The 22,543-nt window shown below is 68.9% G+C and carries 23 protein-coding genes and 1 tRNA gene; 16 read left to right on the top strand and 8 right to left on the bottom strand.

The genetic code is table 11. From position 1 onward, the window contains the following. The first annotated feature begins 10 nt into the window (after positions 1-10). From ACFVY3_RS01795 to ACFVY3_RS01810, 4 genes are all read left to right on the top strand, one after another. A complete protein-coding gene (locus ACFVY3_RS01795; protein ID WP_364133404.1) occupies positions 11-745 on the top strand; it encodes a flavodoxin family protein in 735 nt (244 codons plus the stop codon). A gap of 22 nt (positions 746-767) precedes the next feature. Further along, on the top strand, positions 768-1,850 hold the full coding sequence (locus ACFVY3_RS01800; protein WP_400158575.1) for a YgfZ/GcvT domain-containing protein: 1,083 nt from the start codon (positions 768-770) through the stop codon (positions 1,848-1,850). Then, a complete protein-coding gene (locus ACFVY3_RS01805; protein ID WP_400158576.1) occupies positions 1,847-2,254 on the top strand; it encodes an ankyrin repeat domain-containing protein in 408 nt (135 codons plus the stop codon). The genes ACFVY3_RS01800 and ACFVY3_RS01805 overlap by 4 nt, the downstream gene beginning before the upstream one ends. A gap of 75 nt (positions 2,255-2,329) precedes the next feature. Continuing rightward, positions 2,330-3,901 (top strand): DHA2 family efflux MFS transporter permease subunit, encoded by a 1,572-nt coding sequence (locus tag ACFVY3_RS01810; RefSeq protein WP_400158577.1) that lies wholly within the window; start codon positions 2,330-2,332, stop codon positions 3,899-3,901. 73 nt (positions 3,902-3,974) lie between these two features. On the opposite strand, the gene ACFVY3_RS01815 is transcribed toward ACFVY3_RS01810, so the two are convergent. From ACFVY3_RS01815 to ACFVY3_RS01835, 5 genes are all read right to left on the bottom strand, one after another. Continuing rightward, positions 3,975-4,685 (bottom strand): GNAT family N-acetyltransferase, encoded by a 711-nt coding sequence (locus ACFVY3_RS01815; protein ID WP_377973192.1) that lies wholly within the window; start codon positions 4,683-4,685, stop codon positions 3,975-3,977. A gap of 54 nt (positions 4,686-4,739) precedes the next feature. Then, complete coding sequence (locus ACFVY3_RS01820) at positions 4,740-5,765, bottom strand: 6-phosphofructokinase (protein ID WP_290255954.1); 1,026 nt, start codon at positions 5,763-5,765, stop codon at positions 4,740-4,742. Positions 5,766-5,934: 169 nt separating this feature from the next. Then, the gene (locus ACFVY3_RS01825; protein ID WP_290255953.1) at positions 5,935-6,189 is read right to left on the bottom strand and encodes a PspC domain-containing protein; all 255 of its coding nucleotides are present in this window, start codon (positions 6,187-6,189) and stop codon (positions 5,935-5,937) included. A gap of 3 nt (positions 6,190-6,192) precedes the next feature. Then, positions 6,193-6,468: a hypothetical protein gene (locus ACFVY3_RS01830; RefSeq protein WP_400158578.1), complete on the bottom strand. Its 276-nt coding sequence runs from the start codon at positions 6,466-6,468 to the stop codon at positions 6,193-6,195. Position 6,469: 1 nt separating this feature from the next. Then, positions 6,470-8,068: a PspC domain-containing protein gene (locus tag ACFVY3_RS01835; protein ID WP_400158579.1), complete on the bottom strand. Its 1,599-nt coding sequence runs from the start codon at positions 8,066-8,068 to the stop codon at positions 6,470-6,472. Positions 8,069-8,193: 125 nt separating this feature from the next. Here ACFVY3_RS01835 and ACFVY3_RS01840 point away from each other — a divergent pair, with 125 nt between their 5' ends. Together ACFVY3_RS01840 and ACFVY3_RS01845 are read left to right on the top strand one after the other, a co-directional pair. Next, positions 8,194-9,564, top strand: coding sequence for a PspC domain-containing protein (locus ACFVY3_RS01840; RefSeq protein WP_400158580.1), 1,371 nt, complete (start codon positions 8,194-8,196; stop codon positions 9,562-9,564). After that, entirely contained in the window at positions 9,561-10,250 is a 690-nt protein-coding gene (locus ACFVY3_RS01845; RefSeq protein WP_400158581.1) for a LuxR C-terminal-related transcriptional regulator, read from the top strand. The genes ACFVY3_RS01840 and ACFVY3_RS01845 overlap by 4 nt, the downstream gene beginning before the upstream one ends. A gap of 166 nt (positions 10,251-10,416) precedes the next feature. On the opposite strand, the gene ACFVY3_RS01850 is transcribed toward ACFVY3_RS01845, so the two are convergent. Then, complete coding sequence (locus ACFVY3_RS01850) at positions 10,417-11,634, bottom strand: pyridoxal phosphate-dependent aminotransferase (protein ID WP_400158582.1); 1,218 nt, start codon at positions 11,632-11,634, stop codon at positions 10,417-10,419. Positions 11,635-11,848: 214 nt separating this feature from the next. Between ACFVY3_RS01850 and ACFVY3_RS01855 the strand changes: the two genes are divergently transcribed. The 10 genes from ACFVY3_RS01855 (at position 11,849) to ACFVY3_RS01900 (ending at position 20,534) form a co-directional block, all read left to right on the top strand. Further along, positions 11,849-11,921: transfer RNA gene (locus ACFVY3_RS01855), tRNA-Trp, on the top strand. Positions 11,922-12,000: 79 nt separating this feature from the next. After that, positions 12,001-12,285, top strand: coding sequence for a preprotein translocase subunit SecE (secE, locus tag ACFVY3_RS01860; RefSeq protein ID WP_290255948.1), 285 nt, complete (start codon positions 12,001-12,003; stop codon positions 12,283-12,285). A 111-nt stretch (positions 12,286-12,396) separates the two neighbouring features. Then, on the top strand, positions 12,397-13,224 hold the full coding sequence (nusG, locus tag ACFVY3_RS01865) for a transcription termination/antitermination protein NusG (protein WP_400158583.1): 828 nt from the start codon (positions 12,397-12,399) through the stop codon (positions 13,222-13,224). A 130-nt stretch (positions 13,225-13,354) separates the two neighbouring features. Further along, positions 13,355-13,786: a 50S ribosomal protein L11 gene (gene rplK / locus ACFVY3_RS01870; protein WP_003803853.1), complete on the top strand. Its 432-nt coding sequence runs from the start codon at positions 13,355-13,357 to the stop codon at positions 13,784-13,786. Positions 13,787-13,971: 185 nt separating this feature from the next. Then, positions 13,972-14,679, top strand: coding sequence for a 50S ribosomal protein L1 (gene rplA / locus ACFVY3_RS01875; protein WP_290255946.1), 708 nt, complete (start codon positions 13,972-13,974; stop codon positions 14,677-14,679). A 109-nt stretch (positions 14,680-14,788) separates the two neighbouring features. Continuing rightward, a complete protein-coding gene (locus ACFVY3_RS01880; RefSeq protein ID WP_400158584.1) occupies positions 14,789-15,904 on the top strand; it encodes a GNAT family N-acetyltransferase in 1,116 nt (371 codons plus the stop codon). 138 nt (positions 15,905-16,042) lie between these two features. After that, positions 16,043-17,161, top strand: coding sequence for a GNAT family N-acetyltransferase (locus ACFVY3_RS01885; RefSeq protein WP_290255944.1), 1,119 nt, complete (start codon positions 16,043-16,045; stop codon positions 17,159-17,161). A gap of 293 nt (positions 17,162-17,454) precedes the next feature. Then, entirely contained in the window at positions 17,455-18,036 is a 582-nt protein-coding gene (gene rplJ, locus ACFVY3_RS01890) for a 50S ribosomal protein L10 (RefSeq protein ID WP_364133372.1), read from the top strand. Between the two features lie 76 nt (positions 18,037-18,112). Continuing rightward, the gene (rplL, locus tag ACFVY3_RS01895; RefSeq protein WP_290255942.1) at positions 18,113-18,490 is read left to right on the top strand and encodes a 50S ribosomal protein L7/L12; all 378 of its coding nucleotides are present in this window, start codon (positions 18,113-18,115) and stop codon (positions 18,488-18,490) included. Positions 18,491-18,692: 202 nt separating this feature from the next. Further along, positions 18,693-20,534: a bifunctional metallophosphatase/5'-nucleotidase gene (locus ACFVY3_RS01900; protein ID WP_400158585.1), complete on the top strand. Its 1,842-nt coding sequence runs from the start codon at positions 18,693-18,695 to the stop codon at positions 20,532-20,534. A gap of 138 nt (positions 20,535-20,672) precedes the next feature. Here the strand turns inward: ACFVY3_RS01900 and ACFVY3_RS01905 are convergent, their stop codons facing one another. Beyond that, on the bottom strand, positions 20,673-21,203 hold the full coding sequence (locus ACFVY3_RS01905; protein WP_400158586.1) for an aminoacyl-tRNA deacylase: 531 nt from the start codon (positions 21,201-21,203) through the stop codon (positions 20,673-20,675). Further along, on the bottom strand, positions 21,203-22,402 hold the full coding sequence (locus ACFVY3_RS01910; protein ID WP_400158587.1) for an acetyl-CoA C-acetyltransferase: 1,200 nt from the start codon (positions 22,400-22,402) through the stop codon (positions 21,203-21,205). The genes ACFVY3_RS01905 and ACFVY3_RS01910 overlap by 1 nt, the downstream gene beginning before the upstream one ends. Positions 22,403-22,543 lie beyond the last annotated feature (141 nt).

Below are 22,543 nucleotides of genomic sequence, written 5' to 3' on the forward strand. Positions count from 1 at the left end.
GAGCAGTGCCATGAATGATCCGCAGACCAGCGAAGCCGGCAAGCGCCGCTACGACGACCTCTCCGCCGTCTTCTTCAACGGCACACTGAAGAAGTCGCCCGAGACCTCCAACACGGACGGGCTGATCCAGATCAGCCGCCGGATCATGGAGAAGCAGGGCGTCACCACCCGGGTCATCCGGACCGTCGATCACGACATCGCCAGCGGCGTGTATCCGGACATGCGCGAGCACGGCTGGTCCACCGACGCGTGGCCGGAGCTGTACCCGGCGGTGCGGGACGCGGACATTGTCGTCGTCGCCGGCCCCATCTGGCTGGGCGACAACTCCTCGCAGACCAAGAAACTCATCGAACGCCTCTACGCCCACTCCGGCGAACTGAACTCCCGGGGCCAGTGGGCGTTCTACCCCAAGGTCGGCGGGTGCCTCATCACCGGCAACGAGGACGGCATCAAACATTGCGCCATGAACGTGCTCTACAGCCTGCAGCACATCGGGTTTACCATCCCGCCCCAGGCCGACGCCGGCTGGATCGGCGCCGTGGGACCCGGCCCCAGCTACCTCGATGAGGGCTCCGGCGGGCCGGAGAACGACTTCACCAACCGCAACGCCACCTTCATGACCTGGAACCTTTTGCACCTGGCCCGGATGCTCAAGGACGCCGGCGGGATCCCGGCCTACGGCAACCTGCCCGAGGCCTGGAAATCGGGCACCCGTTTTGGCTTCGAAAATCCGGAATACCGCTGAGGACAGAGGACTTCTACTTCATATGAGCACCAAGAGCCCTTTGCTGTCGCGCCCCGGAGCCGTGGAGGCCGCCGGACCCGACGCCGGCGTGGCCGCCCACTACGGCGAGCCCCTGCGTGAGCAGCGCGCCCTGGCGGCCGGCACCGCCGTCGTCGACCTCTCCCACCGCGGGGTGGTCACGGTCACCGGACCCGACCGCCTGAGCTGGCTCAACACCCTGTCCTCGCAGCAGGTCACGGCACTGCCCCCGGGCCAGTCCACCGAGCTGCTGCTGCTCAGCGTGCAGGGCCGGATCGAGTTCGACGCCCGCGTCGTCGACGACGGCGCCACCACCTGGATGATCGTCGAGGCCGCGGAGGCCGCCCCGCTGGCGGAGTGGCTGAACCGGATGAAGTTCATGCTCCGGGTGGAGATCGCCGACGTCTCCGCGGACTGGGCCGTGCTGGGCAGCACCCGGGCTGTCCCCGAATGGGACCGCCTGACCGTCTGGGAGGATCCGTGGCCGCACGTCGGCGCCGGAGGGTACTCCTACGCCGTCGTGGCCGAGCAGGAGCACCCCGGGCTGGAGCGGCCGTGGTTCGAATACCTGGTCCCCGCAGTGGACCTGGAAGCCACGGTGGGGGAGCGCCCCCTCGCCGGCACCCTCGCTGCCGAGGCGCTCCGCATCGCCGCCTGGCGTCCGCGCTGGGGTGCCGAGACCGACGACAAGACCATCCCGCACGAGCTGGACCTGCTCCGCACGGCCGTCCACCTGGCCAAGGGCTGCTACAAAGGCCAGGAAACCGTCGCCCGCGTCCACAACCTCGGCCACCCGCCCCGCCGCCTGGTGTTCCTCCAGCTCGACGGCTCCCAGCACACGCTGCCCGCCGTCGGCAGTGACGTGCTCGCCGGGGACAAGAAGATCGGCACCGTGACTTCGGTGGGCCAGCACTACGAAATGGGCCCGGTGGCCCTCGCGGTGATCAAGCGCTCCGCCGATCCGGCGCAGGTCCTGACGGTCGCCGACGGCACCGAAACCTACCCCGCGGCCCAGGAACTCGTGGTCGCGCCCGACGCGGGCCAGGTCGTCGGCCGGCAGACTGGATTCCTGAGGAGCCCCCGATGACCGGCGAACAGCATTCATCCACGCAGGCCCCCGACGCGGACACCGTCGACCTCGCGCACCGGCTTTTCGACGCCGCCCGGGAGGGTGACACGCCGCTTCTGGCGGCGTACCTCTCCGCCGGCGCCCCCGCGACGCTGAGCACCGCCTCCGGCGATTCCCTCCTGATGCTGGCCGCCTACCACGGCCACGCGGAGACGGTGCGGCTGATCCTGAGCCAAGGCGGGGACGCCAACACCGCCAACGACCGCGGCCAGACCCCGCTGGCCGGCGCCGTCTTCAAGGGTTACCGCGATGTTGTCGAGGCGCTGGTCGACGCCGGCGCAGACCCCGACGCCGGCAGCCCCTCCGCCCGGGACGCGGCCACCATGTTCGCGCGCAGTGAGATCCTCGCCCTGTTGCGCTGACCTGGCTGTCCCACCCCGGCTGTAGTCTCAACGCTCCACCTTCACCCCGGCAGTAAGCACCTAAAGGAAGAACCGATGGAAAACGTAGCGCGGCCCTGGGCGGCCCTCTGGTCCCTGGTGATTGGGTTCTTCATGATCCTGATCGACACCACCATCGTCTCGGTGGCGAACCCGAAGATCATGGAAGGACTCAACGCCGACATCAACTCGGTGATCTGGGTGACCAGCGCCTACCTGCTGGCCTACGCGGTTCCGCTGCTGATCACCGGACGCCTGGGCGACCGCTTCGGTCCGAAGCGGCTCTACCTCACCGGCCTGGTGGTCTTCACGCTCGCCTCACTCTGGTGCGGGCTCTCCGGCGACATCCAGACCTTGATCGCAGCCCGCGTGCTGCAGGGCCTCGGCGCCGCGCTGATGACGCCGCAGACCATGGCCGTCATCACCAGGATTTTCCCGCCGGACCGCCGCGGTGCCGCCATGGGCATCTGGGGCGCCACCGCCGGCGTCGCCACCCTGGTGGGCCCCATCCTGGGCGGCGTGCTGGTGGACGGGCTTGGCTGGGAATGGATCTTCTTCATCAACATTCCGGTCGGGATCGTCGGCTTCGTGCTGGCCTCCCGGTTCGTCCCGGCGCTGGACACCCACCCGCACAAGTTCGACATCCCCGGCGTCCTGCTCAGCGCCGTCGGCCTGTTCCTGCTCGTGTTCGGCATCCAGGAGGGCGAGACCTACAACTGGGGCACCATCAGCGGCCCGATCACCGTGTGGGGCCTGATCATCGCCGGCATCATCGTGCTCGTGGGCTTCGTCCTCTGGCAGCACTTCAACAAAGGTGAGCCGCTCCTGCCGCTGGGCCTGTTCAAGGACCGCAACTTCTCGCTGGCCAATATCGCCATCACCTCGGTTGGCTTCACGGTCACCGGGTTCGGCCTGCCCCTAATCTTCTACTACCAGGTGGTCCGCGGCCTCACGCCCACGCAGTCGGCGCTGATGATGGTGCCCATGGCCGTTATCTCCGGCGGCCTTGCCCCGGTGGTGGGCCGTATCATCGACCGGGTCAACCCGAAGTACATCACGGCCACCGGTCTGGTCCTGATGTCCGTCGCCCTCTTCTGGAACTCCTCGCTGATGCACCCGGACACGCCCATCTGGCTGTTCCTGCTGCCCAGCACCGTCCTCGGCTTCGCCAACGCCGGTATCTGGGCTCCGCTGAGCTCCACCGCCACCCGCAACCTGCCGCCGCGGCAGGCCGGCGCCGGCTCCGGCGTCTACAACACGACCCGCCAGATCGGCGCCGTCCTGGGCAGCGCCGCGATTGCCGTGTTGATCCAGTCCCGGCTGGCCGCAGAGCTTCCCGCCGCGCCGGGGTCGGCCGGCAACGCCAGCCCGATGGCCTTTGGCGGCGCGCTGCCGCCGCAGCTGCATGAGGGGTTCTCGACGGCGATGGGCCAGTCCATCCTGCTGCCCGCCGTCGTCATCCTGCTCGGTGCAGCCGTGGCGCTGTTCTTCGCCAAGCCCCAGGTCACCCAGCCGTGGACGGCTCCGGCAACGGAGTCCAAGCCGACGTCGGAGTCCGCAGCTCCGGAGCCCGCGACGGACGGCGGCCGCGACGCCGTGGCCGACGGCGTGGAAGCCCGGCAGGTCTAAGGCGATTCGCCCGGGCCGCTCGATGGGATGCCCCGTCGAGCGGCCCTGAGGGGCCGGGGCCGCAGGGGCTGCTCTAGCCCAGCAGGACGCTGGTCTGGATTCCGCCGGCGGTGAAGCCCAGGCTCCGGGCGAGGGCCAGCGAACCCTTGTTGCTGACATCGGCACGCCACTGCAGGGTCAACCCTGAGGCGAGGGCCTCGTGGGCGGCTATCGACGCGGCCAGCGTCCCGAGCCCGCGCCGGCGCCACTCCGGTGCCACCAGGACCCCAAGGTGCGCCAAGATGCCCTCCCACTCGCTGTAGGCGCCGCAGGCCACGGGGGAACGGTGGCCGTCCTCGACGTGCATGATGGTGAACCGGTTTTCCAGGTCCGCCAAGCCCACCTCGTTGACGTCGTCCGGCGGGCACAGGCCCTCGAGCTCGATGGCCTCGGGGTTGCCGTGGGAGACGGTGAGCTCCTCGGCAGGCTGCCTCAGGGGCAGGTCATCGGCGAAGAAGAGGGCTGCGGCGCCGAGGCCGTGGCCGCCCCGGGCACGGGTGATCGTCAGGAGTGTGACGTGCTGGGCCAGCTCCTCGTCGGAGTAGGCTTCGGCGGCTTCCAGCGCCCAACCCGGTCCCACCAAGGCCGAACCGCCGAACAGCCGGACGAACTGCAGCGCCCGGGCGTCGTCGACGACGCGTGTGACGCGCTGCCCGCCGGAGGCCGCGAACGCGCCGTCGTCGAGCCCCAAACGGCGGGCCCACGCGAGCTGGATGATGTCGGCGGAGCCGGGCGTGAGTGTCATGGTTCAACCCTACCCAGACCGGTAACTGCGCCGGCCCACCCCGGCTGCGGCGGCCTAGCCGAAGAGGACGGCGGCTTCCTCGTAGCGGTGCTGCGGGACGCTCTTGAGGTTGCCCAGGGCCGCCTCGAAACCGACGTGGACGATGTCCGTGCCATTGAGCGAGACCATGGTGCCCCAGCGCTCCTCCACCACAGAGTCGATGGCCGCCATGCCGAGCCGGGTGGCGAGGACCCGGTCGAAGGCTGTGGGAACGCCGCCGCGCTGGATGTGGCCGAGGACCGTGGCGCGGGTTTCGATTCCGGTGCGGGCCTCGAGTTCGGGGGCCAACAGTTCGGCGATGCCGCCCAGCCGGGGACGGCCAAAGGTGTCCAGTCCGCGCTCGGAGTGCGGCGATTCCTGGCCCTCGGGGACGAAGCCCTCCGCAACGACCACCAGGGGTGCGCGGCCGCGCTCATGGGCGGAGACCACCCATTCGGTGATCTGCTCCATGGAGGCCTGCTGCTCGGGGATGAGGATGGCGTGGGCGCCGGAGGCCATGCCGGCGTGCAGGGCGATCCAGCCCACGTGACGGCCCATGACCTCGGCGATCATGGTGCGGTGGTGCGATTCACCGGTGGTCCGCAGCCGGTCGATCGCCTCGGTGGCGATCTCGACGGCGGTGTCGAAGCCGAAGGTGTAGTCCGTGGCGTCGAGGTCGTTGTCGACGGTCTTGGGGACGCCGACGATCTTGAGGCCGGCGTCGGTGAGGCGCTTGGCGGCCGCGAGGGTGCCCTCGCCGCCGATCGCGATGATGGCGTCGATGCCCAGCCGGTCCATATGGGCCTTGATGACCTCGGGGCCGCCGTTGTTTTCAAACGGGTTGGTGCGGGAGGTGCCCAGGATGGTGCCGCCCTGCTTGGCGATGCCGCGGACCATGGTCCGGGGAATCTCGATGATGTCGCCCTCGACGACGCCGCGCCAGCCGTCCAGGAATCCCACGAACTCGTGGCCGTGGACCGCGATGCCCTTGAGAACGGCGCCACGGATGACGGCGTTCAGTCCGGGGCAGTCGCCGCCGCTGGTGAGGATTCCAATTTTCATGTCTGGGCTCAAATCCTGGTTTGAAGGTGTACGGGCAGAGCGCCACGCTGAGCTCACCAAGAAGTTTAGCCGGGGATGTGGGGCAGGACACAAACCGGTTCCGGAGGCCCGGACGCACGCTGCCCCCGCCACGGGCGGTGGCGGGGGCAGCGTCAATCATGAGCCGGGGTCAGGGGCGGTTCGCGCGGCGCTCCAGGAACGTCTGGGCGATGATGGCGTTCTGCTGGTCCGGGAGGAGGGCCCAGGCGGCCAGGTAGAACACGAAGGCCGGGCCGGGCAGCAGGGCGAAGAGGAGGAACGCGATCCGGACGTAGGCGACGTCCACGTTGAGCCTGGCCGCGATGCCGCCGCAGACACCGCCGAGCCACCGCTGCGGTCCCCGGCGCAGGCCGAGGCCCCGGACAATGCTGAAGAACTTTTCCATGGATTAAGACTTCCTTGTAGTAGTGGCTTTGTCACGCTTGCGGGCGGAGACCAGGCCGCCGATCACGAGGGCCGCGCCGGCCCCGATCATCAGGCCGATCAGGACATAGGTCCCGTTCAGGACCACCAGGCCCAGGCGGGAAATGATGATCAGGGCGGCGAGGGCCAGCACGATCAGCCCCCACACCACCGTCCCCACCCGGGCGCCTTCGCTGGCGGGTGCGTTCTCCGTGACCAACGGGGTGCCGTCTTGGGTGGTTCCCGGGTCGTAGCTGCTCATGTCAGTTCCCTTCCTTCACGGTGATGTTGCTCAGGGTGCCGGAGACCTTGATGACCAGGCGGGACCCGGCGACGTCCGTGTTGTAGTCGCTCTGCTGGCTGGTCATGCCGCCATGGTTGCCGTTGGAGTCGTTGAGGTTTCCCATCGTCAGGTCCGCCCGGATCTGCACGGGGACGTTACGCGGAATCAGCACGGTGATGTTGCTGGCGGTCGCGTCCAGAGGCACCACGACGTCGGAGCCTAGCGGTGCGTTCAGGTCCAGCCGGGTCAGGTCCACCGTGCCGCTGCCGCCGGTGATGTCGAAGCCGTCCGCGGCCTGCCCGATGGTGGTGGGCGCCCAGTCGACGTTCTGGAACCGTGCCCGGTCCGCGTTCGGGACCAGGCCGTAGACCGCCCCGGTGACCAGCGCCACCACGGCGAAGAAGCTGAGGATGCCGGCACCACGGCCGCGCAGGCCGCAGACCAGGATGCCGAGGCCCAGGACAGCGGCTCCCACCGCCCAGACCACCGCGTTGCCGGCCGGTCCGAGGTTGATTGCGTGGACGGCGTCGAGAGCCTTTAGCCCGCCGCCCGCCAGAAGAGCGAGGCCGGTCGTGACGGCGACGGCGGGGGCGCCGGGACCGGCGGACCTGACCTTCGGAGCGGGTACCGGCGCATATGCGGACGGGCCTGCGGTATAGCCCGGCGCGGTGGCCGCGGGCGACGCCGTGTAGTCCGGCCCGGTGGGGTAGATCGTGGTGGGATACGAGGCGGCCGGATAGGTGCCCACGGGCGGGGTGCCGCCTGACGGGGAACCCGCCGGGGTGCCGGTCCCGGCCGGTGCCGGACCGGACGATCCAGGGCCGGTTGCAGCAGGTCCGGTTGCCGCTGGGCCCTGCGGCGGGAACCCGGCGCCGTGGGTCTCGGCGGGCCGGCGCGTCCTGCCCCGCTGGGAGAAGTAGTAGAAAGCGTAGATCGCCCCGCCCACCCAGAAGACAGTCCACACGACGGCGCCGAAACCGTACCGGTCCCAGCCCCAGACGCCGTTGCCCAGACTCGGGAAGCCGATCAGCGTGGTGATCAGCGCGCCGGTCATACCGGTGCTCCACCGTCCGGCGGCCGCCTCCTGGACGTGGATCCGGCCGTCGGGTTCGGGCAGCAGGGCCCAGGCCAGCCCATACAGCAGGACTCCGACGCCGGCGAAGACCGTCAGGACGATAAGGATGCCGCGCACAATCAGGGGATCGACGCCCAACCGCTGGGCGATGCCGCTGGCCACACCGGCCACCCAACGCTCGCGGCCCCGGTGGATGCCGTGGCTGCGGATCCAATCGAAGAAGTTCTGCTGGGACCCGGCCGGCCGGCGGTCGCCGGCGTAGGGCGGCCCCGGGGGCGGCGTGTACGGCGGGGTGCCACCGGAGGGAGGGGTGTAGGGCGGCGGGGTGTACGACGGCGGTGCATACCGGGGCGCGCCGTCCGGTTCCGCCGAGGAAGCCTGCGACGGTCCGGAAGGCGAGGGCGCAGAGGCGTCCGCCGTGCTGTCCGCCGGGTCACTGGCGGGACGGCCGTCCGGCTGGCTGTCGGCGGCCGGGACCTCATCGGGGTCAGGGTGCGTGTTCATAGTTCGATCCTCCCGCCGGCGGGACCGTCCGCTCTACTGGGGAAACCCCTGACCGGTCCCTGACCGGCCCCCGGTTCGGGCCGTGAACCGCCTCCGGAAGGCCCCTGCCGTGCTTGGATGGATCCATGACCACCGCGCCACTCCGCCCACCGCTGACCCGCGGCGGCGACCGCATGATCGCCGGTGTCTGCGCTGGGCTCGCCCGCCACCTGGGCTGGCCCGTGCAGATGATCCGCGCCGGGATGGTGGTGGCCGCGTTCGCCGGCGGCGCCGGCGTCGCGTTCTACGCCTGGCTCTGGATCATGGTGCCGACCGCGGACGAGAGCGCCCGCCGCAACGCCCGGCCTCCGGCGTCGCCCATCGCCCCCGCCGTGAGCGCCCCCGTGCAATCCCCGGACGCCCAAGGAAACACGGCCACCGCCGGGGAGCCGTGGCGTTTCCGGCTTGCCGGCATGCCCTACGGGAAGGAGATCCTCCTGGGCGTCGGGCTGCTGCTGGCCGCCGGGATCCTGGTGGCGCGGCTGTTGGGACTGGACGTCCCGCTGGGAACCCTGATTCCCGTGGCCGCGATCCTCGGCGGCGCCGCCATCGCCTGGATGCAACTGGATGAGACCCGCCGGACCGGGATCATGGACAAGGCCAAGGCAAACCAGGCCGGCGGCTGGGCACGGCTCGCGGCCGGCCTGGCGCTGGTGGTGGCCGGGGTCCTGGTGATGGTTTCCGGCTCCGGATCCTGGCAGCAGACCTGGCTGGCACTCCTGGCCTCGGTGGCGGTCCTGGGCGGCGTCGCGCTGGTGCTGCTGCCCTGGGGGCTGAAGTTCTGGCGCGACCTCGAGACCGAACGGGAGGGCCGGGTCCGCGCCACGGAAAGGGCCGAGATCGCCGCCCACCTGCACGACTCGGTGCTGCAGACCCTCGCGCTGATCCAGCGCCGGGCCGGCAACGAACAGGACGTCATCCGCCTCGCCCGGGCCCAGGAGCGCGAACTCCGCGGCTGGCTGTACCGCAACGCGGAACGTGACGAGGGGCAGCTCTCGGATGCCCTTCAGGCCGCCGCCGCGGAGGTGGAAGACGCGCTGGGCCAGCCCGTCGACGTCGTCAGTGTCGGGGACAGCGCCATGACCGCAAGGCTGGAGGCCCTCGTCATGGCCGCCCGGGAGGCCATGCTGAACGCCGCACGGCACGGCGGGGGGCCCGTCTCCGTGTACCTCGAAGCCACCGGCGGGGCCGCGGAAATCTTCGTGAAGGACCGCGGCCCGGGATTCGACCCGGCCGCCATCCCCGCGGACCGGCTGGGCGTGCGCGAATCCATCATCGGGCGGATGCGGCGGCACGGCGGAACGGCCGTGATCGTCAGCAACCCGGACGGCACCGAGGTCCGGCTCAGCCTGCCCCTGGCCCCCGACACGGCCGCGCCCGCACCGCCGTCCACCACCACGCCTCCCGAACCAGCCCGGCCCACACCCGCCGGCACCACCACGAAGGACACGCCATGACCAGCCAGCCCGACAGCCCAGTGCCCGCGGGAGCCCCCGTCCCCGCCACCCGGGTGGTGATTGTGGACGACCACGCCATCTTCCGTTCCGGCCTGAAGGCGGACCTCGACGCCGGGATCGCCGTTGTGGGGGAGGCCGCCACCGTCGAGGACGCGGTGCGTGTCATCGGCGAGGCCCTTCCGGACGTGGTGCTGCTCGACGTGCACCTGCCGGGCGGGACCGGCGGCGGCGGCCGGGACGTCCTGGCCGGCTGCGCCGCACTGCTGGGCACCACCCGCTTCTTGGCCCTGAGCGTTTCCGACGCCGCCGAGGACGTCGTCTCCGTGATCCGTGCCGGGGCCCGCGGCTACGTCACCAAGTCCATCTCCGGCGCCGAGATCAGCAACGCCGTGCGCCGCGTCGCGGGCGGGGACGCGGTCTTCTCCCCGCGGCTCGCCGGCTTCGTGCTGGACGCCTTCGGGACCTCACCCGCCGACATCGCCGACGACGAGCTGGACCGGCTCTCGGCCCGCGAACTCGAGGTGATGCGGCTGATCGCGCGAGGGTACAGCTACAAGGAGGTGGCCAAGGAACTGTTTATCTCCATCAAGACCGTGGAGACCCACGTCTCGGCCGTGCTCCGCAAGCTCCAGCTCTCCAGCCGGCACGAACTGACCCGCTGGGCCGCCGAACGCCGCCTGCTCTGACCCTCCCTCAGATCCGGTGACATAAAACCCGATGCTCCCTCACGTTCGGCCGGGTTAACACCGATGCTCCCTCACGTTTAGCCGGGTAAAGCGGACGCTCCCTCACGTCCCGGAAGGATGTGAGGGAGCGTCGCTCGTTTCGCTGCCGAAGGTGAGGGAGCGTCGGTTACTTGGCCTTGCCCAGGAATTCCTGCAGGCGTCCGACGCCGGTGGCCAGGTCCTCGTCGCCGAGGGCGTAGGACAGGCGCAGGTAGCCGGAGGGGCCGAACGCCTCACCGGGAACCACGGCCACCTCGACCTCGTCGAGGATCAGCGCGGCGAGCTCGGCCGACGTCGACGGCGCCACCGGCCCGTTCGCCGTAGGGAACTCCTTGCCCAGCAGTGCGCGGACGTCCGCGTAGACGTAGAACGCGCCCTTGGGGGTAGGGCAGTCGACGCCCTCGATCGCGTTCAGCCCAGCGACGATCGCCTTGCGGCGGCGGTCGAAGGCCACCTTCATTTCCTCGACGGCGGTCAGCGGACCAGAGACAGCTGCCAGTGCCGCGATCTGCGGAACGTTGGAGACGTTGGAGGTCGCGTGGGACTGCAGGTTGGTGGCGGCCTTGATGACGTCGGCCGGGCCGATCATCCATCCAACCCGCCAGCCGGTCATGGCGTAGGTCTTGGCGACGCCGTTGAGGATGACCACCTTGTCCCCGAGGGCCGGCACGGCCGTGGCGATCGAGGTGAACGGCACGCCGTCGTAGGTCAGGTGCTCGTAGATCTCATCGGTGACCACCCACAGACCCTTGGCCGCGGCCCACTCGCCGATCGCCGTGACCTGCTCGGGGGAGTAGACGGCGCCCGTGGGGTTCGAGGGGGAGACGAACAGCAGGATCTTGGTGCGGTCCGTGACGGCTGCCTCGAGCTGCTCAACGGTCACCAGGTAACCCTGCTCCGGCCCGGCGAAGACCTCCACCGGCACGCCGCCGGCCAGCCGGATGGCTTCCGGGTAGGTGGTCCAGAAGGGTGCCGGGACAATGACCTCATCGCCCGGATCCAGCAGCGTGGCGAAGGTGTTGTAGACGGCCTGTTTGCCGCCGTTGGTCACCAGGACCTGCGACGCTTCGCACCTGTAGCCGGAGTCCCGGAACGTCTTCTCCGCGATCGCCTGCTTCAGCTCGGGGAGCCCGCCGGCGGGGGAATAACGGTGGTACTTGGGCTGGCGGGCAGCCTCGATGGCGGCATCCACGATGTAGCCCGGAGTCGGGAAGTCGGGCTCGCCGGCACCGAACCCGATGACCGGACGCCCAGCCGCCTTCAGTGCCTTCGCCTTGGCATCGACGGCCAGGGTGGCGGATTCGGCTATGGCGGAAATGCGCTTGGAAATGCGGGCGGCAGGCATCGCGGGTCCGTTCTTCGCGTCAGCACGGGGCTGGATGTGGGATTCGACGGAATCTACTCTATGCTGTTCACCGGATCCTCCGGGATGCCAAGAGAGCCGGTTCGACGTGGACGTAGTTCATGCGTAGAATGGATCTCCGGTATTGAAAACACGATGATGGCGTGCGCCTCAGGGAAACCTGTTCAGTCCGCCGCCGGCACGGTTTTTAATCCATAGGGTAGTGGCGCAATTGGTAGCGCAGCGGTCTCCAAAACCGCAGGTTGCAGGTTCGAGTCCTGTCTGCCCTGCGCAAGCTGTTCCGGAATGCACCGGAACCAGCGCAGCAACCATGGTTCAGTCCGGAGCCGGGTATCCGACATCGCGAGGATGAGTGAGGGTCAGGTGACCGAAACAGCTGCCAGCAGCTCCAAAGGCCGCCCCGCCAAGAAAGCCCCCAAGGCAGGCTTCTTCGCCCGGATCGCACTCTTCTTCCGCCAGGTCATCGGCGAACTGAAGAAGGTCGTAGCGCCCACCCGCAAGGAACTGGTCAACTACACGCTCGTGGTGCTGGTGTTCGTGGTCATCATGATGGTCGTCGTCACCCTGCTGGACCTGGCCTTCGGGACCGGCGTCGGCTGGGTCTTCGGCGGAACGGGTCCCACGGACCGCTAAGGCGACCGTCCGCAGGCCGCGTGCCGCCCCGGGAAATCGGGGCAGTAACGGGGTGTGCGGAATTGAGTCATTTAAATAGGCATGTTAGGCAATGAGGAAGCAGGAGACCAAGTGTCTGAGCAGGAGCTCGAGGTAACTGAGACTGAGCTGGAGAAGAGCCAGGACGCCGCGGCGGAAGCCGTGGAGGAGTCCGAGGCTCCGGCTGCTGCGCCCGAATTCGACGACGCCGCCGACGCTGACGCGAACGACGCCGTGGACGAGGCTTCCGCCGGCTCCGAGGACGAGGGCGAGGCGGAAGAAGGCGACGCCCTGGCAGCCGCTGCCGCCGCGGCCGAAGCCGACCCCGCCGAGGAGTTCAAGGCCAAGCTGCGCCGCCAGGAAGGTGACTGGTACGTCATCCACTCCTACGCCGGCTACGAGAACCGCGTGAAGGCCAACCTCGAGACCCGCATCCAGACTCTGGACATGGAAGATTACATCTTCGAAATCCAGGTCCCGATGGAAGAAGTCGTCGAGATCAAGAACGCCCAGCGCAAGATCATCAATCGCGTCCGGATCCCCGGCTACGTGCTGGTGCGCATGGACCTGACTGACGCCTCCTGGGGCGCCGTCCGCCACACCCCCGGCGTGACCGGCTTCGTGGGCAACGCCCACAACCCGGTGCCGCTGCGCCTGGACGAGGTCTTCTCCATGCTGGCCCCCGTCTTCGAGGGCGAGCAGGCCGAGAAGGGCAAGCCGGTCAACAAGCAGAACCAGACCCCGGTTGCCGTGGACTTCGAGGTTGGCGAGTCCGTCATCGTCAAGGAGGGCCCGTTCGAGACCCTGCCCGCCACGATCTCGGAGATCAAGCCCGAATCCCAGACCCTGGTGGTCCTCGTCTCCATCTTCGAGCGCGAAACCCCGGTCACCCTGGCGTTCAACCAGGTCAGCAAGATCTAGCACCGATCACAGAATTCGCTCCAGGCTGCCCGCTTTGCGGCCCCGGAGCGGCCGGCCGCCTCGCCATGGCGGCCAACCACCTGAGGCACGCTCCTGTGTCCCAGGACGAAATTGAGAGAAGGACCCTACATTGGCTCCCAAGAAGAAGGTCACCGGCCTCATCAAGCTGCAGATCCAGGCAGGTGCCGCTAACCCGGCCCCGCCGATCGGTCCTGCGCTCGGCCAGCACGGTGTCAACATCATGGAATTCTGCAAGGCGTACAACGCTGCAACGGAAGCCCAGCGCGGCAACGTCATCCCGGTTGAAATCACCGTTTACGAGGACCGCTCGTTCACGTTCATCACCAAGACCCCGCCGGCCGCCGAGCTGATCAAGAAGGCTGCAGGCGTCGCTAAGGGTTCGGCTACCCCGCACACCGTCAAGGTTGCCAAGCTGACCCAGGCCCAGGTCAACGAGATCGCCTCCACCAAGATGGAAGACCTGAACGCCACCAGCCTCGAAGGCGCAGCGAAGATCATCGCCGGCACCGCCCGCTCCATGGGTATCACCGTCGAGGGCTAGCCCCCACCCGCTGGGAGAGCACCGCCGCGGAACACCGCGAACGGCAGTGACCAGCACCCGTCGGGCAACCGGCACCCCCTAATTATCGAAAGATCGGAACCCCGGACACGCCGTCCGGATATATCCGACTGTGGCAGGGCCCAGCGCGGTCCGCAGACCACAACTGCACAAGGAGAAACAGCAGCATGGCAAAGCGCAGCAAAGCATATGAGGCAGCCGCCGCCAAGATCGACGCGGAGAAGTTCTACGCGCCGTTCGAGGCAGTGACCCTCGCCAAGGACACCAACCCGTCCAAGTTCGACGCCACCGTTGAGGTCGCGTTCCGCCTCGGCGTCGATCCCCGTAAGGCCGACCAGATGGTCCGCGGCACGGTCAACCTGCCGCACGGCACCGGTAAGACCGCCCGCGTCCTGGTCTTCGCGACCGGCGACAAGGCCGAGGCCGCGATCGCAGCCGGCGCCGACTTCGTTGGTTCCGACGACCTGATCGAGAAGATCTCCGGCGGCTGGACCGACTTCGACGCCGCCGTCGCCACCCCTGACCTCATGGGCAAGGTTGGCCGTCTCGGTAAGGTCCTGGGTCCGCGTAACCTGATGCCGAACCCGAAGACCGGCACCGTGACCGCTGACGTCACCAAGGCTGTCAACGACATCAAGGGCGGCAAGATCGACTTCCGCGTCGACAAGCACTCGAACCTGCACTTCATCATCGGCAAGGTTTCCTTCGACGCCGTCAAGCTGGCCGAGAACTACGCCGCTGCACTGGAAGAGGTCCTGCGCCTCAAGCCGTCCGCTTCCAAGGGCCGCTACATCCAGAAGGCCACCGTGGCCACCACCTTCGGCCCCGGCATCTCGGTTGACCCGAACGTCACCAAGGTCCTGACCGAAGCGTAAGCTTCCGGACCCCGCGCCACGCCGCCCTCGGCGGCAGGCGCCAGCGAAGACCGTCCCGCACCCGCGGGGCGGTCTTTTCTGTTGCCGGCACCGCGGCTAGGCTGTGCGGGTGAATCCAGCACCCCACAGCATCGACGAACTGCGCCTCCCCGCCTCGCTCGACGACGACGCCGACGGCGCCGCGGAGTTTCGGGAGTTCAATGAACTCTGCGACGTGCTGGCACTCGAATCGTGGGGCAACCACGACCGGACGACGGCGGCCCTGGCCCGCCTGCGCTTCTGGCAGGAGACCGGGTACGGCCGGACCCGGCTCTTCGTCGTCCGGTCCGAAGGCCGGATGGTGGCCCGGGCCAGCGTCCGGCTGGGCCTGACCGAAAACCTCGACCGCGCCGGGATCCAGGTCGCGGTGCTGCAGGCCCACACCGGGCGCGGCATCGGACGGGCCCTGCTGGCTCACGCCGAAGCCGCCGCGGCCGCCGAGAACCGGTCCGTGTTCCTCGGCTCCACCCAGCACCGTGCGGATTTCGACCTCGACGGCGGCGCCGTGGTGCGCCCCGCCACCGGCACCGGGGCCCTCCCGGCGGGGGCGCGCAGCGTCCGCTTCGCCACCGCCGCCGGCTACCGGCTCGAACAGGTGGAGCGCTACAGCAGCCTGGACGTTGCGGCCACGGCCCCGGAGTTGGACCGGCTGGAATCCGAGGCCCTGGCGAAGGCCGGCGGCTACGACGTCCTCACCTGGACGAACCACTGCCCGGAGGAGCTACTGCCGCAGCTGGCCGACCTGATGTCCCGGATGAGCTCCGATGCCCCCAGCGGCGGCATCAGCTACGAGGAGGAGCACTGGGACGCGGCGCGGGTCCGGCACGTGGAGGACACCTGGCGGGAAGCCGGAAATACCTCGCTGGTGGCAGCCGCACGGCACCGGGACACCGGGGACCTCGCCGCCTATTCGGTGCTGGAACTCCCTGCCGGTAAACCCTGGCTGGCCGAGCAGGACGACACCCTCGTCGCCGCCCCGCACCGCGGACACCGCCTCGGCATGCGGGTGAAGATCGCTAACCTCCGCCGGCTCGCCGGGGCCGCCCCGGCCGTCGAACGCGTCACCACCTTCAACGCGGCCGAAAACGGGTACATGCTCGCCATCAACGAGGCCCTGGGCTTCCGTCCCGCGGGCTGGGACGGCGAGTGGCAACGCGTCGCCGGGCCGGGCCTGGCGGGGGAGTAGGCCGCGCCGCCCCCGGTCCTACCGTCAGCCAAAAAATCCCCGTGGCGGGGCATGGAACGCAGGGGGTTTCGGGCATATGCTGACGCTCAAAGCCTGGCACCAGCGGGGCCAGGCTAAGGCGGCAGAATGGCTGGGAACATGACCGCTCAGGCAGGCGACGTACGGATCGAGCAGCTCTGGATCCCGGATTCGTTGGAGGGGGAGGACGCGGCGGACTTCATCGCCGCAGTCGAGGTGGGACGCAAGGTCCGAATGGCGACCTGGGGCACCGACGACCTGGCCTATGCCCCTCAGGAGAAGCTGCTGGAAATGGCCGACCCGTATGAACGCCAGGTCATCCTGGTGGCCAAGGTGGACGGACGGATCGTGGGGACCGTGGACATCGCCCTGCCGCTCGCGGACAACACGGAACTGGCCGAGTTCACCTTGGACATCCTCCCGGACTTCCAGGGTCACGGCGTTGGGCGCCAGCTGCTCGAGGCCGCCGAGCACTTCGCCCGCGACGAGGGCCGGCGGATCATCCTGATTGACACCAACCACCCCGGCGTCACGCTCGCGGACCAGTCGGCGGGCCAGCTGATCCCCGGGGCGGGCCTGGGGTACGTCCCGCTGAACAGCCGCGAGGTGGAGTTCGCCCGGCTCACCGGCTACACGCTGCAGCACATCGAACAGTTCAGCGCCTGCACCCTGCCGCTCGACAGTCAGCTGGTGGCGGACCTGCAGGCCGAGGCAGAGGAGGCCAATGCCGGGCGCTACCGCCTGCACCACTGGACCGACCGGTGCCCCGACCGCTGGTTGGAGGCCGTCGCCCTGCTGGAGAACCGGGCGGGCGACGGCGGGGTGCCGGAGCAGGAAGAGGACGCGCTGGTGTTCGACGGCGAACTCCTGCGCGAGACCGAGGACGTCGCCATCGCGCAGGGCCGCCGGACCGTGGTCACCGCCGTCGAGGAGATCGCCAGCGGCACGCTGGTGGGGCTGACCACCATCAGTGTCCTGGGACTGCGCCCGGACGTCGTCTTCCAGGACGATACCGTGGTGCTGGCCGAGCACCGCGGCAATAAACTGGGCCTGCTGATCAAACTGGCCAACATGGAACGGCTGTCAGAACAGTTCCCGGACGCGCGGGTGCTGTACACCTGGAACGCCCCGGAAAACCGCTACCTCCTCACGGTGAACCAGAAGCTCGGTTTCACCACGGCCGGTGTCACCGGGCTGTGGCAGAAGGAACTCCCGGACCTGCGGCCCAGCACTAGCTGACCCCGATTTGGTGGGGCCCGCCCCCATCCCGTACCCTAGAAGAACCAAAGACCGTCGGTTGTTGGAAATCCACTCTCCTGAGCATCGCTCACTTCTGCAGTTGTGTGCGGGGGATTCAAGTTGGTTTCCGGACGAAGGCCCCTCAACGCAGGGCGGCCGGCGCAGGTGAACGAAGCAAAGCTCCGCGGCACGCCGCGTCGAGACAAGCCCCGTGCATCTGCGCGGGGCGTTTTTAGTTTTAGCGATCCTGAGGGGACCCGGACACACCGGCATTTATCCCCGGAAGGAGGGTTATGGCAACGCCTAGCAAGGTTTCAGCAGTAGCTGAGATCACTAACGATTTCAAGGAATCGAACGCAGCTGTCCTGACCGAATACCGTGGGCTCACCGTTGCACAGCTCAAGCAGCTGCGTGTTTCTCTCGGCCAGGAAACCAAGTTCTCGGTCGTCAAGAACACCCTGACCGCCATTGCAGCCAAGGAAGCCGGTGTCGAAGCATTCGACGGCCAGCTTGCCGGCCCCACTGCAATCGCGTTCATCAAGGGTGACGCAGTTGCCGCTGCAAAGAGCCTGACGGATTTTGCCAAGGCCAACAAGCAGCTGGTCATCAAGACCGGTTACTTCGAGGGCAAGGCACTGAACGCCACCGAAGTTGCTGCCCTGGCAGCACTCGAGTCCCGCGAGCTCCAGCTCGCCAAGGTCGCAGGCGTCCTCAAGGCCCCTGCTGCCGCAGCCGCTCGTATCATCGACGCTCTGCGCCTCAAGCTTGAAGAAGAGAACGGTGCCCCGGCAGCAGCCGAAGCACCCGCCGCTGAAGAAGCCCCCGCAGCAGAAGCCGAGGCTCCGGCCGAAGCCGCAGCCGCCGAAGAGAACTAACTCTCTCTCACCCAAGACTCCGGTGTGACGGCACGGCCAAGCCCGCCAAGCACCACTATAGGAAGGACGCCAAACCATGGCGAAGCTCAGCAACGAAGAGCTCATTGAAGCTTTCAAGGAACTGACCATCATCGAGCTCTCCGAGTTCGTCAAGCTCTTCGAAGAGACCTTCGAAGTTACCGCAGCTGCTGTTGCTGTCGCCGGCCCCGCCGGTGGCGGTGCCGCTGAGGAAGCCGAAGAGAAGACTGACTTCGACGTCATCCTCGAGGCTGCCGGCGACAAGAAGATCGCAGTGATCAAGGAAGTTCGCGCCATCACCTCCCTGGGCCTCAAGGAAGCCAAGGACCTGGTTGACAGCGCCCCGAAGGCCGTCCTCGAAGGCGCCAACAAGGAAGCTGCCGAGAAGGCCAAGGAGCAGCTCGAGGCTGCCGGCGCCACCGTTACCGTCAAGTAACGACCGGCTCTTCGGAAGGCCTCACGCCTTTCAGCTCCGGGAAACCCCGTCCACTCCGGTGGGCGGGGTTTCCTGCGTTCCGGGGCAGAGAACATCCGGTAAACGCTCGGAAAATGATCGTCTCCTCTCCTTTTCAGCCGGGTGCCGGCGGCCTAGACTGTGGCATTGTGCCAATCGGCCGCCAACCCCGAGGAGTCCATCCATGACCGATCCGAACCCCCACGTGTCCCGCCGCGCGATGCTCGCGGCAGCCTTCGTCGGAGGCAGTGCCGCGGCGGCCGCCGTCGCCGGAGCCCCGGCCGCGCAGGCAGACGCCGGCGGCCAGGGGGCTGCGAAGAAGCAGTTCACCCTGACCGTCCTGGGCACCACCGACCTGCACAACAACGTCTTCAACTGGGACTACTTCAAGAACGCCCCCTACGCGGACACCGCCGGGAACAAGATCGGCATCGCCCAGGCCGCCACCCTCATTAAGGCGGTACGCGCCGAGCGCGGGGCCGCCAACACGCTGACCATCGACTCGGGCGACACCATCCAGGGGACCCCGCTGGCCTACTACTTCGCCAAGGTCAACCCGATCTCCACCGAGGTGAAGCACCCCATGGCGCTGGCCATGAACGCCGTCGGCTACGACGCCGTCGCCCTCGGCAACCACGAATTCAACTACGGCATCCCCCTCCTGCGGACGTGGGAGAAGCAGCTGGACTTCCCGCTCCTGGGCGCCAACGTCCACGACGCCGTCAGCGGCAGCCGGGCGTTCACGCCCTACGTGCTCAAGCGCGTCAAGACGGAGAGCGGCTGGGTCACCGTGGGCCTGGTCGGCTTCGTCACGCCCGGGTGTGCGCTATGGGACCGCGACAACGTCCACGGCAAGCTGGACTTCAACGGCATCGTCGAGGAAGCCAAAACCGTCATCCCCGAGATGAAGGCGGCCGGCGCCGACGTCGTCATCGTCTCCAGCCATTCGGGCGCCACCCCGGGCTCCTCCTACGGTGACGCCCTCCCGTTCCCTGAGAATGCCTCCACCCAGCTGGCCGAGGAGGTCCCGGGCATCGACGCGATCCTCGTCGGCCACGCCCACCTGGAGATCCCGGAGCGTTTCGTGACCAACAAGGCCACCGGCCGCCAGGTGCTGCTCACCGAGCCGCTCAAATGGGGCATGCGCGTCGCCGTGATCGACCTGCAGCTGAGCAAGGAGCAGGGCCGGTGGAGCGTCGCCGCGGCGCACGCCCACCTCCTGGACGCAAAGACCGTCGACGCCGATCCCGCCGTCGTCGGCGCCGTCCAGGCCGGCCACGACGCCACCGTCAAATACGTCAACCAGGTGATTGGCACGTGCACCGCGCCGCTGAGCACTGCGACGGCCTGCTGGTCCGACTCCGCGGCGATCGACGCCATCAACTACGTCCAGGCCAGCACCATCAAGGCCGAGCTCGCCAACGGCCCCTCCGCCGGCCTCCCGGTACTCTCCATCGCCGCGGCGTTCTCCCGGTCGGTGGACGTCAAGGCCGGTCCGCTGACCATCCGGGACGTGGCGGGGCTGTACATCTTCGACAACACCTTGCTCGCCATCAAGGTCACCGGCGCGCAGGTCAAGGACTACCTGGAGTGGTCGGCCCAGTACTTCAAGCCGGCCACCGGTACCAGTGTGCGGGCGGACCAAATCACCAACGCGGCCACCGCGCTGGCCCCCAACGGCACCCCGGACTACAACTACGACGTTGTCTACGGCCTGGACGCTCCGCTGAACTACGAGATCGACCTCGCCCGGCCGGTGGGGGACCGGATCCGCAACCTCAGCTACGACGGCGCCCCGCTGCCCGCGGGCAAGGAGTTCGCCATGGCGATCAACAACTACCGGCAGAGCGGCGGCGGCAACTTCCCGGCGGTAAAGACCGCCCCGGTGCTCTCGAACAGCCAGCAGGAGATCCGGCAGCGGATCATCGACTACGTGGTGGCGCAGGGAACCCTGGACGCCGCGGTATTCAGCCAGTCGAACTGGCGCCTGACAGTTAACGACCAGCCCCTGACAGTCACCGCCTGACGGCCGCCGCGGCGGTCCGTCCCGGAGCCTAGGGACGACGGACGACGCGGGGCCCCGGCGGCCCGCCCCCGAACCGGGAGCGGGCCGCCGGGGCCCCTTTCCTGTGTTAACCCGGGCCGGCTACTTCGACCGGTGCGGCTAGGACATCGGGTCGGTGATGTCCGTGACGACGGCGCCAAGTGCTGCCAGCAGCGAGTCGGCGTCGACGAAGGCGCTGTAGCCGTGCTCCCCGGCCCCCATCGAGATCCGCCGGCCGGCGACCGTGCTGTCCGCGTAGACCGGCCACGCCGTGGTGCTGCCCAGGGGAGTGATGGTGCCGCGTTCGTAGCCGGTGGCGTCGAGGGCGACGTCGGCACTGGGGAGCGAGAGTTTGTTGACCCCGACGGCCTGGCGCAGCTTGGGCCAGGAGATCTGCCGGTCGCCCGGGACCAGGGCAAAGAGGAAGGTGCCGTCCTTGTGCTTGACCACCAGCGACTTGACGATGTCGGCGGGGGTGATCCCCAGGATGGCGGCCGCCTCCTCGAGGCTGCGCGCCGCCTGCCGCTCCACCAGCTCCACACTGAGGCCCCGGGCCGCGGCGTCGGCCAGGAACCGCCGGCGCCCGGCGCCGCCGACGGGGCCGTCCCCGGCGCCCAGACCGGGCGCCGGGACCTCCTCCGGACCGGTCATCAGTCGCGGTACAGCAGCAGGGCCTCGCCCTGTCCGCCGCCGCCGCAGAGGGACACCGCCGCCTTGCCGGAGCCGCGCCGCTTCAGTTCGTGCGCCGCGTGCAGGGCCAGCCGCGCGCCTGAGGCGCCGATCGGGTGGCCGAGCGCGATGGCGCCGCCGTGGATGTTGCACTGCTCCAGCGGGTAGTCCAGATCCTTGAGGGACTGCACGGCCACAGAGCCGAACGCCTCGTTGATCTCGATGAAGTCCAGGTCCGCTGTCGTCCAGCCGGCCCGCTGCAGGGCCATCTTGATGGCGTTGGAGGGCTGGGAGTGCAGCGAGTTGTCCGGCCCGGCCACCTGGCCCGGCGCGCCCACGACCGCAAGGTACTCCAGGCCGTGCTCCTCGGCGTAGGACCGGGACGTCAGCACCAGGGCGGCGGCGCCGTCGGAGAGCGGGGAGGAGTTGCCGGCGGTGATCGTGCCGTCGGTCGCGAAGGCGGCGCGGAGCCCGGCGAGGGACGCCACGGAGGTGTCCGGCCGGACCCCCTCGTCCGTGCTGACCGTTACCGGTTCACCCTTGCGCTGCTTCACGCTGATCGGCGCGATCTCGCCGTCGAACACGCCATCCTTGCTGGCGGCGGCGGCCCGCTGGTGCGACGCGGCGGCCACCTCGTCCTGCGCGGTCCGGTCGATGCCCAGGGTGACGTTCTTGCTCTCGGTGGAGAGGCCCATGGACTGGCCGTCGAACGCATCCGTCAGGCCGTCGTGCGCGGCGGCGTCGAGGGCCTGGATGGAGCCGTAGGTCCAGCCCTGGCGGGAGCCCGGCAGCAGGTGCGGTGCGCGGGTCATCGACTCCTGGCCGCCGGCCACCACCACCGTGGCGTCGCCGCTGCGGATCATCCGGGCGGCGTCGATCACTGCCGTCAGGCCGGAGAGGCAGACCTTGTTGATGGTGACCGTGGGGACGTTCCAGCCCACACCGGCGCCGATGGCGCTCTGGCGGGCGGGGTTCTGCCCGGCGCCGGCCTGCAGGACCTGGCCCATGATCACGGCATCCACCTGATCGGTGGCCACCCCGCTGGCGGCGAGGGCCGCGCGGATGGCGTGGGCGCCGAGCTCGACGGCGGTGAAACTGGACAGCTGTCCGTTCAGCCGGCCCTGCGGGGTGCGGGCGGCGGCGAGGATGACAACATCGTTGTTGTCCGGCGAGTTGTTCATGATGGTCTTTTCCGATCTCTGGGGATAGCCCAAGGTTATCGTGAGCCCCATCACGGGGCCATCCGGGGAACCGGCCCGGCCGCCCACCGCGCCGCCCGCCCCACTCCCGCTCCGGCGCCCACCCCTCCGCGCGGGGGAGGG

Source organism: Arthrobacter sp. BPSS-3 (assembly GCF_044628475.1).
Taxonomy (GTDB): Bacteria; Actinomycetota; Actinomycetes; order Actinomycetales; family Micrococcaceae; genus Arthrobacter.